The 13,379-nt window shown below is 69.7% G+C and carries 15 protein-coding genes; 10 read left to right on the top strand and 5 right to left on the bottom strand.

Annotated features, from left to right (window positions below; all coding sequences use genetic code 11):
- Positions 1 to 4: 4 nt before the first annotated feature.
- Positions 5 to 853, top strand: a complete 849-nt coding sequence (locus DYE23_RS18635; RefSeq protein ID WP_011893537.1) for a DegV family protein — start codon at positions 5 to 7, stop codon at positions 851 to 853.
- Here DYE23_RS18635 and DYE23_RS18630 read toward each other — a convergent pair.
- Entirely contained in the window at positions 831 to 1,892 is a 1,062-nt protein-coding gene (locus tag DYE23_RS18630) for an NAD(P)H-dependent amine dehydrogenase family protein (protein ID WP_011893538.1), read from the bottom strand. The two genes, DYE23_RS18635 and DYE23_RS18630, sit on opposite strands and share 23 nt — an antisense overlap.
- A gap of 59 nt (positions 1,893 to 1,951) precedes the next feature.
- Between DYE23_RS18630 and DYE23_RS18625 the strand changes: the two genes are divergently transcribed.
- Positions 1,952 to 2,770 carry an SDR family NAD(P)-dependent oxidoreductase gene (locus DYE23_RS18625; RefSeq protein WP_011893539.1) on the top strand — a complete coding sequence of 273 codons (819 nt, stop codon included), beginning with the start codon at positions 1,952 to 1,954 and terminating at the stop codon, positions 2,768 to 2,770.
- Here DYE23_RS18625 and DYE23_RS18620 read toward each other — a convergent pair.
- On the bottom strand, positions 2,767 to 3,429 hold the full coding sequence (locus DYE23_RS18620; RefSeq protein WP_013471355.1) for a hypothetical protein: 663 nt from the start codon (positions 3,427 to 3,429) through the stop codon (positions 2,767 to 2,769). The genes DYE23_RS18625 and DYE23_RS18620 overlap by 4 nt on opposite strands.
- A 107-nt stretch (positions 3,430 to 3,536) precedes the next feature.
- Between DYE23_RS18620 and DYE23_RS18615 the strand changes: the two genes are divergently transcribed.
- From DYE23_RS18615 to holA, 3 genes are read left to right on the top strand one after another with little or no spacing between them, the layout of a single operon-like run.
- Positions 3,537 to 4,328 (top strand): ComEA family DNA-binding protein, encoded by a 792-nt coding sequence (locus DYE23_RS18615; protein WP_011893542.1) that lies wholly within the window; start codon positions 3,537 to 3,539, stop codon positions 4,326 to 4,328.
- Positions 4,328 to 5,797, top strand: a complete 1,470-nt coding sequence (locus DYE23_RS18610) for a ComEC/Rec2 family competence protein (RefSeq protein WP_011893543.1) — start codon at positions 4,328 to 4,330, stop codon at positions 5,795 to 5,797. Before DYE23_RS18615 ends, DYE23_RS18610 begins: the two co-directional genes overlap by 1 nt.
- On the top strand, positions 5,794 to 6,753 hold the full coding sequence (gene holA / locus DYE23_RS18605; protein ID WP_115327866.1) for a DNA polymerase III subunit delta: 960 nt from the start codon (positions 5,794 to 5,796) through the stop codon (positions 6,751 to 6,753). The genes DYE23_RS18610 and holA overlap by 4 nt, the downstream gene beginning before the upstream one ends.
- A gap of 56 nt (positions 6,754 to 6,809) precedes the next feature.
- Here holA and rpsT read toward each other — a convergent pair whose 3' ends face one another.
- Positions 6,810 to 7,070, bottom strand: a complete 261-nt coding sequence (rpsT, locus tag DYE23_RS18600) for a 30S ribosomal protein S20 (RefSeq protein ID WP_011893545.1) — start codon at positions 7,068 to 7,070, stop codon at positions 6,810 to 6,812.
- A 195-nt stretch (positions 7,071 to 7,265) separates the two neighbouring features.
- Between rpsT and DYE23_RS18595 the strand changes: the two genes are divergently transcribed.
- The 3 genes from DYE23_RS18595 to DYE23_RS18585 are packed head-to-tail and all read left to right on the top strand — an operon-like array spanning position 7,266 to position 10,733.
- Positions 7,266 to 8,900: a circularly permuted type 2 ATP-grasp protein gene (locus DYE23_RS18595; RefSeq protein WP_115327865.1), complete on the top strand. Its 1,635-nt coding sequence runs from the start codon at positions 7,266 to 7,268 to the stop codon at positions 8,898 to 8,900.
- Between the two features lie 15 nt (positions 8,901 to 8,915).
- Positions 8,916 to 9,890: an alpha-E domain-containing protein gene (locus tag DYE23_RS18590; RefSeq protein WP_011893547.1), complete on the top strand. Its 975-nt coding sequence runs from the start codon at positions 8,916 to 8,918 to the stop codon at positions 9,888 to 9,890.
- Between the two features lie 3 nt (positions 9,891 to 9,893).
- A complete protein-coding gene (locus DYE23_RS18585; RefSeq protein WP_011893548.1) occupies positions 9,894 to 10,733 on the top strand; it encodes a transglutaminase family protein in 840 nt (279 codons plus the stop codon).
- Here DYE23_RS18585 and DYE23_RS18580 read toward each other — a convergent pair.
- Entirely contained in the window at positions 10,717 to 11,577 is an 861-nt protein-coding gene (locus DYE23_RS18580) for a ribonuclease Z (RefSeq protein ID WP_115327864.1), read from the bottom strand. The two genes, DYE23_RS18585 and DYE23_RS18580, sit on opposite strands and share 17 nt — an antisense overlap.
- A gap of 121 nt (positions 11,578 to 11,698) precedes the next feature.
- Here DYE23_RS18580 and DYE23_RS18575 point away from each other — a divergent pair, with 121 nt between their 5' ends.
- Both DYE23_RS18575 and DYE23_RS18570 read left to right on the top strand, forming a co-directional pair.
- Positions 11,699 to 12,127, top strand: coding sequence for a CBS domain-containing protein (locus DYE23_RS18575; RefSeq protein WP_011893550.1), 429 nt, complete (start codon positions 11,699 to 11,701; stop codon positions 12,125 to 12,127).
- Positions 12,128 to 12,134: 7 nt separating this feature from the next.
- Positions 12,135 to 12,743, top strand: a complete 609-nt coding sequence (locus tag DYE23_RS18570) for a GNAT family N-acetyltransferase (protein ID WP_011893551.1) — start codon at positions 12,135 to 12,137, stop codon at positions 12,741 to 12,743.
- 11 nt (positions 12,744 to 12,754) lie between these two features.
- On the opposite strand, the gene DYE23_RS18565 is transcribed toward DYE23_RS18570, so the two are convergent.
- The gene (locus DYE23_RS18565; RefSeq protein ID WP_011893552.1) at positions 12,755 to 13,366 is read right to left on the bottom strand and encodes a type II toxin-antitoxin system PemK/MazF family toxin; all 612 of its coding nucleotides are present in this window, start codon (positions 13,364 to 13,366) and stop codon (positions 12,755 to 12,757) included.
- Between the last annotated feature and the right edge of the window lie 13 nt (positions 13,367 to 13,379).

The raw sequence follows: 13,379 nt of genomic DNA, 5'->3' as shown, positions 1-13,379 counted from the left end.
ACCCGTGCCCGTCGTCGTGGTGAGCGATTCGTCGTCACGCCTGCAGCCCGAACAACGGCGCCGGTGGGGAATTCGTGAGGTTCCGCTGCACGTGCTGGTCGACGGCGTCGACCTGCGTGACGGCGTGGACGACATCCCGTACGACATCCACGACCGCCCGAAGGTGACGACGGCGGGGGCATCCCCGGCAGAACTGTCCGAGGTCTACCGGCAGGCCCTGGCCGACAGCGGCGGTGACGGTGTCGTCGCGGTGCATCTGTCGGGGGCGTTGTCGAGTACCTACAGTGCTGCCGCCACCGTGGCGCGAGAGTTCGGACCCGCTGTGCGCGTGGTCAATTCGCGGTCGGCGGCGATGGGGGTGGGGTTCATCGCCACGGCTGCGGCGCGCTGCGCGCAGGCCGGCGGTGATCTGGACACCGTCGAAGCCGCCGCCCGCTCGGCGATCGCCGGCTCCCACGTCTTCCTCGTCGTGCACCGGCTCGACAACCTGCGCCGGAGCGGACGCATCCGCACCACGGCGTCGTGGCTGGGCACCGCGCTGGCACTCAAACCGCTGCTGTGTCTGGACGTCGACGGCCGCCTCGTGCTCGATCAGCGGATCCGTACGGCCACCAAGGCGCACGCGGCCATGGTGACGCGTGTCGCCGACGTGGTCGGGGAGCGGCCCGCCGAGCTCGTCGTGCACCACGTCGACAATCACGATGCCGCCGATGAACTCGGCGCCGCTCTGACGCAACGACTTCCGCAGCTGTCGTCGCTCACCGTCGCCGACATGGGTCCGTTGCTGTCGGTGCACGTCGGCGGTGGGGCGGTCGGCGTCGCCGTCCAGGTCAGACGGCCGAACGGCCGGTGATCGGCGGTAGGTCGGCGAGGGTGACGATGCCCGGTGGCGCGGCCACCACCGCCGGCACGGCATTGGTGACCGGCATCGCGGTGTAGATCATCCCCAGACCCATGAACCCGGGTTCGGTCCAGTCCCTGGGCGGCAGGCAGTGCACGACGGTGCGCATGTTGGGCAGCCCGAAGACCTGGACGACGTGCCCGTGCTCCAGCGGTTTGGGCGGGGTGACGTGCTCACCCATGATCCAGTTGAAGCCGACGCTGACGATGTTGTGATCGCCGACCCAGCCGCGGTGGTAACCGTGCACACCGGCGACGGTGCCCTTCGGGATCTGCATGAACCCGAGGTCGCTGTCCGCGGTGGCAGCGGTGAAGGTGACGTCGAAGGTGATGCGGTCCAGCGTCGCGCCGATCGCGTCGGCCATCATCGCCGCGGACTCGGCGAACACCTCGCTCTCCCTGCGCACGCTCTCGGCGAGGCCGGGGGTGTCGGGGTCCTGGGAGAAGCCCATCGCGGTCTGGGTGCCGGCGGACTCGTAGGTCGAGCAGTCCACCGACTCGGTGATCCGGATCTCGTCGACCCGCTCGCACGCACCGGAGAGCACCATCCCGACCAGATTGCTCATCCCGGGATGGGCGCCGCTACCGAAGATCGTGGAATTGCCTGTCTCGCAGGCTTTCCGGATGCGATCCAGGTCCTCGGGGCTCTGCTTGCCGCCGGTGATCCAGGCTGCGCTGGAGCACACGTTGATCCCCGATTCCAGTAGCCGCACCAGTTCGTCGATGCTCGGCCACAGCGGGTTGTAGCAGCACGCGTCGGGTCGCAGTGCCACCAGCTCCTCGATGTCGTCGGTGGCCTTCACGCCGGTCGGCTCCGGCCGGCCGGCCAGATCGGCGGCATCCACCCCGACTTTGTCGGCCCCGTGGGCGAACACACCGACCAGCTCCATGTCGTCACGGCCGATGATCGCGTGCAGCGATCGCCGACCGATGTTGCCGGTGGTCCACTGGATCACCCGCAGTGGCCGATCGGTTGTGGTGGTCGGTGGCATCGATGCCCTCCTCGTCGAGTGTCGGTCACCCAGCAAGCTACTGCCTCTAAGGTGGCCGCATGAGCGACATCGCGCCGGTGACCGGCCCGGTAGCCGTCGTGACCGGTGCCGGCCGCGGCGCGGGCCTGGGCATCGCGACCGCGCTGGCTGCCCACGGCTGGCGCGTGTACGGCACGGGACGCGGCATCGCCGAGGATCCCGCGTGGGGCACCGGCATCCGGGTCGATCACCGCGACGACGATGCGGTCGGACGGGTGTTCGACCGGGTCGGCGCCGAGGCCGGTCGGCTGGACCTGCTGGTCAACAACGCGGCCGCGATCTCGGACAACCTGGTGAGCGCGGCGCCGTTCTGGGAGAAACCGCGCGATCTGGCCGACGTGCTCACCGTCGGTCTGCGCTCGTCCTACATCGCCTCCTGGTATGCCGCGCCGCTGCTGGCCGCGCAGGACCGGGCGCTGATCGCGTTCACGTCCTCGCCCGGGTCGGTCTGCTACATGCACGGCCCGGCGTACGGCGCCCAGAAGGCGGGCGTCGACAAGATGGCCGCCGACATGGCCGTCGACTTCCGCGGCACCGGTGTCGCGACGGTCTCGGTGTGGATGGGGATCTTGCTCACCGCGAAGCTGCGGGGCGCCTTCGACAGCGATCCCGATGCGCTCGCGGCGTTCGCCGCGCACGCCGAGACCCCGGAGTTCACCGGGCATGTGATCGACGCGCTGTTCCGCGACCCCGGCCTTGCCGACCTCAGTGGGCACACGGTGATCGGGGCCGAGCTGGCCGCGCGATACGGCATCACCGACGAGGGCGGCAGGACACCTCCGTCGCATCGGGGCATGCTGGGCGAACCGCGAACCCCGAGCGCGGTCGTGGTGCGCTAAGCCGGGTCGGCGGCGGACATCTCGGTCGCCGGGCCGTCGGTGGAGGCGCTGTGCGGCGCCTGGGCGGCGGGACGGTCCGGGAGTGCGAGCGCGACTCCGAGCGCCAGGTAGAACGCCGCGGTCAGCGTGCCGCCGAGGTAGTGGTTCATCGGTCCGCCGGGGGAGATGAAGCTGCCGGGCGGACCGATGATGGTGATGGTCTCGATGAGCTGTTCCACGGTGAAGACCGCGGCGGCGGTTCCCAGCCAGCGGGGCAGCTCGCCTTCGTTGGCGGCCAGCAGAATCGGCGCGGCCACCAGGATGTTCGCGACGGTCACGACGGGCAGCCACATGGCGCCGACATCGTCGATGGCCAGTGCCGTGCCGACGGTCACCTGTCCGGGCCGCAGCGCCGAACCCGCGATGAACCAGACCGATACGCACAGCTGCGTGACCGTCACCGCGGATCCGATGGTGAACAGATGCGCCGCCGGGCCGGCGAGCCGGTCCCTGGCGAACGCGAGGACGACGACGACGGCCAGCGCCGAGAAGGTCAGAAGCAGGGCCTGGGTGCGGACGAGTCCGGCGTCCGGTCCGGGCAGAGACGGGATCAGCAGCACGGCCGTCGCGTAGAGCACTGCGAACGCCACACCTGCGATCAACGGGGCTCGGCGGTTCATGCGCCGCAATGCTAGCTGCCATCCACAATGCCGAGTTCATCCACAGGCCGCAGCCGCCGGGTCCCGAACGCGGCTCCGCTGTCGCCGAGCCGCCATACCGTCGGCGCATGTCCACCGAACTGCCCGCTGACCGGCTGCGACGGCGTCTCGGATCCGACCCCGACACCGCCGAGGACGACGCACCGGACACGTCGCTGTCGCGGTGGCTGCCCGCCGACGAGCCGAGCGGTCCGTCGGCGTGGCTGACGAGGATCCGTGCCGATCCCGGTCGTGCCGGCGTGATCGCGCTCGGTGTCGTCGGCGTCGTCGCGGTTCTGGTCACGGTGCTGACGCTGATCGGAGACAGTCCGCCGGCGGTGGTCTCGGCGAAGCTGCCGCCGGTGGACATGGCGTCGTCAGCGGCACCGGGCGCCCCGGCACCGGCGGAGCCCGTGGTGGTCAGCGTGGTCGGTCTGGTGCACACGCCCGGGCTGGTCACGCTGCCTCCTGGGTCCCGGATCGCCGATGCGCTCGATGCGGCCGGCGGGGCGCTCGACGGCGCCGACATGCTCGGCCTGAACATGGCGCGCCGCGTCGCCGACGGTGAGCAGATCGTGGTGGGCCTCGGTGCGCCGCCGGGGCAGCCGACGCGGATGGGGAGCGCGGTGGTGGCGGACGCCGGTTCGCCCGGCGGTGGCGCGATGCCCGAGAACAGCCCGGGCTCACCGGGTCTGGTGGATCTGAACTCCGCGACCGTCGAGCAACTCGACACGTTGCCCGGCGTCGGTCCCGTGACCGCCGCCGCGATCGTGGCCTGGCGGGACGCCAACGGCAGGTTCACCAGCGTCGACCAACTCGGCGACGTCGACGGTATCGGTCCCGCGCGACTCGACAAGCTGCGCGACCTCGTCCGTGTGTGATGGCCGTGGACCTGCGCCTCGTCCCGGCGGCACTGACCAGCTGGCTGGTGACCGCGGCCGGCATCCTCTGGCTGTGGGCCGGTGCGCTCGCCGTGCTCGCTGTCGCGGTGGGCGTCACCGCGGCGGTGGGGTGGTGGGCGGCACGCCGCACCGCGGCGGAGGCGCCGCGCCGGGGGCGGGCCGCCGCCACGGTGGCGGTGGCGCTGATCGGCGCCGGCTTCGCCGTCGCGGTGACGGCCCGGGTGGACGCGGCCGGCGACCACCCGATCACCGGCCGTGTCGGTTCGGTGGTCGAGGTGACGGTGACGCCCGCCGACACTCCGCGGGTTCTCGCCGGTGGCCGCACGATGATCCGCGGGACGCTGGTGCGCCTCGACGGGGCACCGTCATCGGGCGACGTCGTGGTCTTCGCCGCGGCGGGTGACTACGCGCGTCTGTCGGCCGGCCAGTCCGCCGCATTCCGGGCCCGGGTCTCCCGTCCGACGCGACGGGACCTGACGGTCGCGGTGCTCTCCGCGCAGGGCCGGCCCGTCGCGGGCGACGCCGCGCCGATCCACCGGGCCGCCCACGGTCTGCGCACAGAGTTCGCGGATGCCGCGCGCCTGGCTCTCGCGGCGGATCCGGCCGCGATGCTGCCCGCCCTGGTCCTCGGCGACACCACGGCGGTGCCCGCGCGCATCGCCGGTGAGTTCCGCGCGTCGGGCCTGGCGCATCTGACGGCAGTCTCGGGCGCCAACGTGACGATCGTCTGCGGCGCCGTGCTGCTGTCCGCGGTGCTGATCGGACCGCGGGCAGCCGTCGGTCTGGCCGCGATCACGCTGCTGGCGTTCGTCGTCGTCGTGCAGCCGTCACCGAGCGTGCTGCGCGCCGCGGTGATGGGGGCGATCACGCTGCTGGCGGTGTTGTCTCACCGCCGTCGGCAGGCACTGCCCGCGCTGTCGGCGACCGTCATCGCCCTGATGGTCGGAGCTCCGGAACTCGCGGTCGACGTCGGCTTCGCGTTGTCGGTCTCGGCCACCGCGGCGCTGGTCGTCATCGCCCCGGCCTGGTCGCGGCGCCTCACCGAGCGGGGGTGGCCCAAACCGCCGGCCGATGCCGTCAGCGTCGCGCTGGCCGCGCAGTTGGTGACGGCACCGTTGGTGGCCGGCATCTCCGGTTCGGTGAGCCTGGTGGGAGTGCTGGCGAATCTGGCGGTCGCGCCGGTGATTCCGCCGATCACGGTGTTCGGGACCGCCGCCGCAGCGCTGTGTGCGCTGTGGCCTTCGGGCGCGGAGCTGCTGATCCGGTTCACCGGGCCGGAGGTGTGGTGGCTGCTGACCGTGGCCCGGTGGGCCGCGCGGATGCCCGCGGCGACGGTGCCGGTGCCGTCGGGGATCGCCGGGGTGCTGACGGTCGCCGTGCTCGCCGTGGCGGTTGCGGCGGTGTGGCATCGGGTCGTGTCGGGGCGACGTGAAACGATCATGCGGTGACTCAACAGAGCGCCCTGCACCTGGTTCTCGGCGACGAGGAACTGCTGGTGGAACGTGCGGTCGCGGCCGTGCTCAAGTCCGCGCGTAAGTCGGCGGGCACCGCCGATGTGCCGGTCGACCGGCTCCGCGCCGGCGAGGTCAGCGTCAGTGAACTCGCCGAGCTGCTCAGTCCGTCCCTGTTCGCCGACGAACGCGTCGTGGTCCTCGAATCCGCCGCCGAGGCCGGCAAGGAGGCCGTCGCACTGATCCAGTCGGCCGCGGCGGATCTGCCCGCCGGCACCCTGTTGGTGATCGTGCACTCGGGGGGTGGCCGGGCCAAGGCGCTGGCCGACCATGTCAAGAAGCTCGGCGCGGAGGTCCATCCGTGCGCCCGCATCGCCAAGGCATCCGAGCGTGCCGACTTCGTCCGCAAGGAATTCCGGTCCCTGCGCGTCAAGGTCGACGACGACACCGTGACCGCGGTGCTCGACGCCGTGGGATCTGACATCCGCGAACTCGCCGCGGCGTGTTCGCAGTTGGTGGCCGACACCGGGGGATCGGTCGATGCGGCGGCGGTGCGCCGCTATCACTCGGGACGGGCCGAGGTGAAGGGCTTCGACATCGCCGACAAGGCGGTCCTCGGCGACGTCGCCGGTGCGGCCGAAGCGCTGCGCTGGGCGATGATGGCCGGCGAGCCGCACGTGGTCCTCGCCGACGCGCTGGCCGAGGCGGTGCACACCATCGCGCGGGTGGGGCCGCTGTCCGGTGACCCGTACCGATTGGCCGGGGAGCTGGGCATGCCGCCGTGGCGTGTTCAGAAAGCGCAGAAGCAGGCGCGGCGGTGGTCGCGTGACTCGGTGGCCGAGGCGGTGCGGGTGGTGGCGGCGCTCAATGCCGATGTGAAGGGCGCGGCGGCCGATGCCGACTACGCGCTGGAGAAAGCAGTCCGCTCAGTCGCCGAGCTGGTCAGCGAGTAAACAGCTGGAGCGCTGGTCAGCGACTGAGCGGTCGGTAGAAACTCGGAGCTTGGAGCTCAGATCTTGTTGAGGGCCCGGGCCAGCGCCGACTTGCGGTTGGCGGCCTGGTTCTTGTGGATCACGCCCTTGCTGGCGGCCTTGTCGAGCTTGCGGCTGGTCGCGAGAAGCAGTTCGCCTGCCTTCTCCTTGTCACCGGACTCGACGGCCTCGCGGAAGCCACGAACCGCGGTGTGCAGCGACGACTTCACCGACTTGTTGCGCAGCCGACGGCGCTCGTTGGTGAGGATTCGCTTCTGCTGCGACTTGATGTTGGCCACGCGTGTTCCTTCTAAAGATCGACAGGGTTACTTGAGTCTGTGGGCGGCCGCACGGGGCCAGCGACTGTTCAGGGTAGCAGCGAGTGGGTAAAACCCCCAAAGCGAGAGGGACTGGCCTGCCGAAACGGCCAGCATGCTGCAGCATGTCATTCGGATACTCGCGCACCGTGCGTCCGGGAAAGAGTAGGGGAAATCTTGGCGACCGAAACCATACGAACCGTGCGCAGCAGCGCCGCCCGCAACGCCAAGCGGCACGACGGCGTCTTCGGTGGTTACAACAAGCTCGGTTCGTATTCCCAGGCCTTCGACGAGATGTTCGACGCCCAGGGCAACGTGCGCGGTCCGTACAAGGGCATCCACAAGGAACTCGGCCCCGCCGACGTGTCCGACCTGGAGGCGCGCGCGGAGGCGCTCGGGCGGGCGTTCACCGACCAGGGGATCACCTTCTCGCTGTCGGGGCAGGAGCGGCCGTTCCCGCTCGATCTGGTTCCGCGGGTGATCTCGGCGGCGGAGTGGACGCGCCTGGAGCGCGGGATCCGTCAGCGGGTGCAGGCCCTGGAGATGTACCTCGACGACATCTACGGCGAGCAGGAGATCCTGCGCGACGGCGTGATCCCGCGCCGGTTGATCACCTCGTGTGAGCACTTCCACCGCGAAGCGGTGGGCATCGTGCCGCCCAACGGGGTGCGCATCCACGTCGCCGGCATCGACCTGATCCGCGACGAGCAGGGCAACTTCCGCGTCCTGGAGGACAACCTGCGCTCGCCGTCCGGCGTCTCGTACGTGATGGAGAACCGCCGCACGATGGCGCGGGTGTTCCCGAACCTGTTCGCCACCCATCGGGTGCGTGCGGTCGGCGACTACGCGTCGCACCTGTTGCGGGCGCTGCGCAACGCGGCGGCCAACAACGTCGCCGACCCGACCGTCGTCGTGCTCACCCCCGGCGTCTACAACTCCGCCTACTTCGAGCACTCGCTGCTGGCCCGGCAGATGGGTGTCGAACTGGTCGAAGGCCGTGACCTGTTCTGCCGCGACAACGCCGTCTACATGCGCACCACCGAAGGTGAGCGCCAGGTCGACGTGATCTACCGCCGCATCGACGACGAGTTTCTGGACCCGATGGTGTTCAAGCCCGACTCGGTGCTCGGCGTCGCAGGCATCCTCAATGCGGCCCGCGCCGGCAACGTCGTGATCTCCAGCGCTGTGGGCAACGGCGTCGGCGACGACAAGCTGGTCTACACCTACGTGCCGACCATCATCGAGTATTACCTCGGGGAGAAACCTCTGCTGGCCAACGTCGACACATTCCGGTGCTGGCTCGACGACGAGCGCGAGGAGGTGCTCGACCGCGTCGACGAACTCGTGATCAAACCCGTCGAGGGGTCCGGCGGCTACGGGATCGTGTTCGGTCCCGACGCGTCGGAGAAGGAGCTGGCGACGATCACGAAGAAGATCATCGCCGATCCGCGCGGCTGGATCGCGCAGCCGGTCATGCAGCTGTCGACGGTGCCGACGCAGATCGGGGACTCCCTGGCGCCGCGCCATGTCGACCTGCGCCCGTTCGCGGTGAACGACGGCAACGACGTGTGGGTGCTGCCGGGTGGGCTGACCCGGGTGGCGCTGCCCGAGGGGTCGCTGGTGGTCAACTCCAGCCAGGGCGGTGGCTCGAAGGACACCTGGGTGCTGGCGTCGCGGACCTCGGTGGCCGACCGCGAGCTCGCCGCCGCCGAAGTGGTGCGTTCCCTGCCGAAGGCGCCGTCGAGCAAGACGGTCGGCAAGAGCAGCAGGGCCGAGAGCACGCTCGATCAACAACAGCAGCAACAGCAGTAGGGCGGTGACCATCTGATGTTGGCCAGAAACGCGGAATCGCTGTACTGGATCGGCCGCTATGTCGAGCGCGCCGACGACACGGCCCGGATCCTCGACGTGACGGTGCACCAACTGCTCGAAGATTCGAGCGTGGACCCCGACCAGGCGTCGCGGACACTGCTCAAGGTGCTCGGGATCGACCCGCCCGACGGAGCGCTCGACGTGTGGTCGCTGACCGACATCGTGGCCTTCAGTCGCGACAGCGTGGGAGCCTGCTCGATCGTCGACGCGATCTCGGCTGCGCGGGAAAACGCCCGCGGTGCACGAGAAGTCACCTCCACCGAGATCTGGGAGTGTCTGAACACGACCTACAATGCGCTCGCCGAGCGGGAACGCGCCGCCAAGCGACTGGGCCCGCACGAGTTCCTGTCCTATGTCGAGGGCCGGGCGGCGATGTTCGCCGGGCTGGCCGATTCGACGCTCAGCCGCGACGACGGCTACCGATTCATGGTGCTCGGGCGGGCTCTCGAACGCGTCGACATGACGGTGCGTCTGCTGCTGTCGCGTGTCGGTGACAGTGCGTCGTCGCCGGCGTGGGTCACGCTGCTGCGCTCGGCCGGCGCGCACGACACCTATCTGCGGACCTACCGCGGCGTCCTCGACGCCGGGAGGGTCGTCGAGTTCATGATGCTCGACCGGCTGTTCCCGCGGTCGATCTTCTACTCGCTGCGGCTGGCCGAACACAGCCTCGACGAGCTGATGAACCGTCCGCACAACCGGCTCGGCGCGACCGCCGAGGCGCAGCGGCTGCTCGGCCGGGCCCGCAGCGAGCTGGAGTTCCTGCAGCCGGGGGCGCTCCTGGATTCGCTGGAGACTCGGCTGGCCGACCTCCAGAAGACGTGTTTCGACGTCGGAGAAGCGTTGGCGCTGCAGTACTTCCACTCCGCGCCGTGGGTGGCGTGGACGGATGCCGGGCGCAACGCATTGGTGATCGAAGAAGGGGAGATCTAGGTCATGTGGCGGATGCGAGTGGTGCACTCGACGGGTTACGCCTACAAGTCGCCGGTCACCGCCTCCTACAACGAGGCGCGCCTGACGCCGCGGTCGGACTCCCGGCAGAACGTGATCCTCAACCGCGTCGAAACCGTTCCCGCGACAAGGTCGTACCGCTATGTCGACTACTGGGGCACGGCGGTGACGGCCTTCGATCTGCATGCTCCGCACACCGAGCTCGAGGTGACGGCATCCTCGGTGGTGGAGACGGACAAGCCTGAACAGCCCGACGTGAAGGTCACCTGGGAGGACCTCTCGAGCGAGGCGGTGATCGACCGCTACGACGAGGTTCTTGCTCCGACGCACTACGTGCCCGCCAGCAAGCGCATCGAGCGGGTGGGCCGGCGGATCGCCAAGTATCACGAGCCCGGCGAAGCGGTGATCGAGGCCGCGCGCTGGGTGCAGGGCGAGCTGCAGTACGTGCCGGGCACGACGGGTGTGCACACCTCCGGTGTGGACGCGCTGCGCGAGGGCAAAGGGGTGTGCCAGGACTTCGCACACCTGACGTTGATGGTGTTGCGCGGCATGGGGATTCCGTCGCGGTACGTATCGGGGTACCTGCACCCGAAGAAGAACGCGAAGGTCGGGGACACCGTCGACGGGCAGAGTCACGCCTGGATCCAGGCGTGGACGGGGGAGTGGCGCTATTACGACCCGACCAACGACGCCGAGATCAACGAGCAGTACATCAGCGTCGGTGTGGGCCGGGACTATTCGGACGTCACGCCGCTGAAGGGCATCTACTCCGGCGAGGGGTCGACCGACCTCGACGTGATCGTCGAGATCACCCGGCTGGCTTAGCGCACACCCCCGGGTGGACCTGCACGCGGTGCAGGTCGTCGCCGATCTCGATCTGGCGGTCGAACCGGGTGGCCGCCAGTGCCCGCCAGTCGTCCTCCTGGCCGGGCTGCAGCGTCGGCACGTAGTGGGTGAGGATCAGGATCCCGACACCGGCGCGGGTCGCGGTCTCGGCTGCCTGCTCCACCGAGGAGTGGTAGTCGCAGATGTCCCGGATGCGCTGCATCGGCAGCGCCTCGATCAGGTCGCGCCGAATCACGGTGTGTACCAATGCCCCTGCTCCCGCGGCGAGCTCGTCGAGACCCCGGCACGGCACGGTGTCCCCGGCGAGCACCACCGAGGCGCCGTGGTGTTCGATGCGGAAGCCGATCGTCGGTGTCACCGGCCGGTGGTCGGTGGGGCCGACCCGGATGGACACCTCGTCGCGACCCCACACCACTCCGTCGGTGACCTCCTCCACCTCCACCGGTGGGGGTGTCGTCAGGTCGTCGTGGTGTGCGATGCGGTAGCCGATGTCGAAGCTGAACGCCTTCAACATGTTCTCCACCACCTCGGCGGTACCGGGTGGGCCGATGATGGGAAGCGGGGGCAGGTCCGGTGCGAAGTTCGAGACCCAGCGGGTGATGAGCACGTCACCGAGGTCGGCGATGTGGTCACTGTGCAGGTGGGTGAGCAGCAGCGCCGAGATCTGGTTGGCGCCCACGCCGACCGCGGCGGCGCGCTGCAGCACGCCCCGGCCGCAGTCGACGAGGAACGTCTGACCACCCGCGCGCACCAGCGTGGAGGGTCCCGCGCGACGGGCGTCGGGGATCGGGCTTCCGGTACCGAGCAGCGTGACTTCGATCATGCGCCCACATATACCGGCCCAGCGGAGAAAGTGGGCGGTAAACGGCGTTGTGGCACCCGCCGAGGAGTAACCTGACGTGAGCTGGGTCACTCACGAGCCGGGTCATTCAGGAGTGAAGCCGATGCGAATTTCCGACGTGCTGCGCAGCAAGGGTGCGGCGGTCGCCACGATCACGCCCGAGACGTCCGTAGCCGGGCTGCTGACCGAGCTGTCCGTGCGCAACATCGGTGCGATGGTCGTCGTCTCGCCCGACGGATTGCAGGGCATCGTCTCCGAGCGCGACATCGTCCGTAAGCTCCACGACATGGGTGCCGACCTTCTGCGGCGTCCGGTGTCGGAGATCATGACGACGCTCGTGGCGACGTGCACACCGGACGATTCCGTCGACAGTCTCAGCGCGCTGATGACCAACAACCGGGTCCGGCACGTGCCGGTCGTGGTCGACGGCCGACTCGCCGGGATCGTGAGCATCGGCGACGTCGTGAAGACCCGTATGGAGGAGCTCGAGCACGAACACGAGCGGCTCCAGGCCTACATCACGCAGGGTTGATCGGGCGGTGAACGAGGTCGATGTCCGCTTCGCACAGAAGCGGGATGTGAAGCAGTTGTCCCACACGCTGGGCCGCGCCTTCTTCGACGATCCCGTGATGATGTGGATGGTGCCCGACGACGCCAAGCGGGCCCGCGCGCTGCCCCGGATCTTCGGTGCGATGGCGCGCCACCATTTCATGGGCAACGACGCCGTCGAGGTCGCGGGACGCGCCGGCACCGTGGGGGCGGCGGCGCTGTGGGATCCGCCGGGCAGGTGGAAACAGACCCCGCGCGAGGAGCTGCGGATGATGCCCGCCTTCCTGCTGGCCATGGGCCTGAAGGTCGGCCGCGGGATGGGCGTCGCCGAGATGATGAAGGAACACCATCCCGAGGAGCCGCACTGGTATCTCGCCGTGATCGGCAGTGACCCCGACGTGCGCGGCGGCGGGTTCGGACACGCGCTGATGCGGTCGCGGCTGGACCGCTGTGACGCCGAGGGCGCCCCCGCCTACCTGGAGTCCAGCAAGGAATCCAATGTCCCGTACTACCTGCGCTTCGGCTTCGAGGTGACCGGCGAGATCACCGTCCCGGGCGGTGGCCCGACGATGTGGCAGATGTGGCGGCAGCCCGGATAGAGCCGGCCGGGCTAGGACCAGCTGTACTCGGCGCGCAGTCGCGCGGCGACGACGTCGAACACCTCGCGCGCCAGGATCGCCCCCTCGCGGCGGATGCCCTCCTCCGGGACGTCGAGCACGCGGTCCAACCGCACCCAGCTCGACCGTCCCTCGTAGTCCCAGGTGCCGCTACCGATGCCGACCCACTGGGGGTCGCCGCGATGGTGGTCCTGGCTCGACAGCATCAGGCCGAGCAGCACCCGACCGTCACGGCCGACCACCAGCACCGGACGGTCCTTCCCGCGGGTCGGATCGTCCTCGAACGCGACCCACGTCCACACGATCTCGCCCGGGTCGGCGCGCCCGTCGAGATCGGGCGAGTAGGAGACCTTGCGGGCCCGGTGCGCGGTCGGCACGAAGTTGCGCGAGACCGGACGTCCGGCCGGAAGCGCCGGGGTGTTCGACGGCGCGGGCCCGGACAGCACGTCGAGTCCGATGCGGATGCCCTGCGCGATCCCGCGCTGTAGCGTGTCCGATCGCTGGAGTTGTCGCACGATTTTGGGTGCCTCGTTGAACACCAGGTTCTCGGTGCCCTTCACCAAGAAGCGCTGAAACGCCTTCAGATTCCATGACGGTGACGCCATACCCGCCAAGCAT

Source organism: Mycolicibacterium gilvum (assembly GCF_900454025.1).
Classification (GTDB): Bacteria; Actinomycetota; Actinomycetes; order Mycobacteriales; family Mycobacteriaceae; genus Mycobacterium; species Mycobacterium gilvum.
Note: the sequence above shows the minus strand (reverse complement) of the source record. Positions and strands in the feature narration are given on the sequence as shown.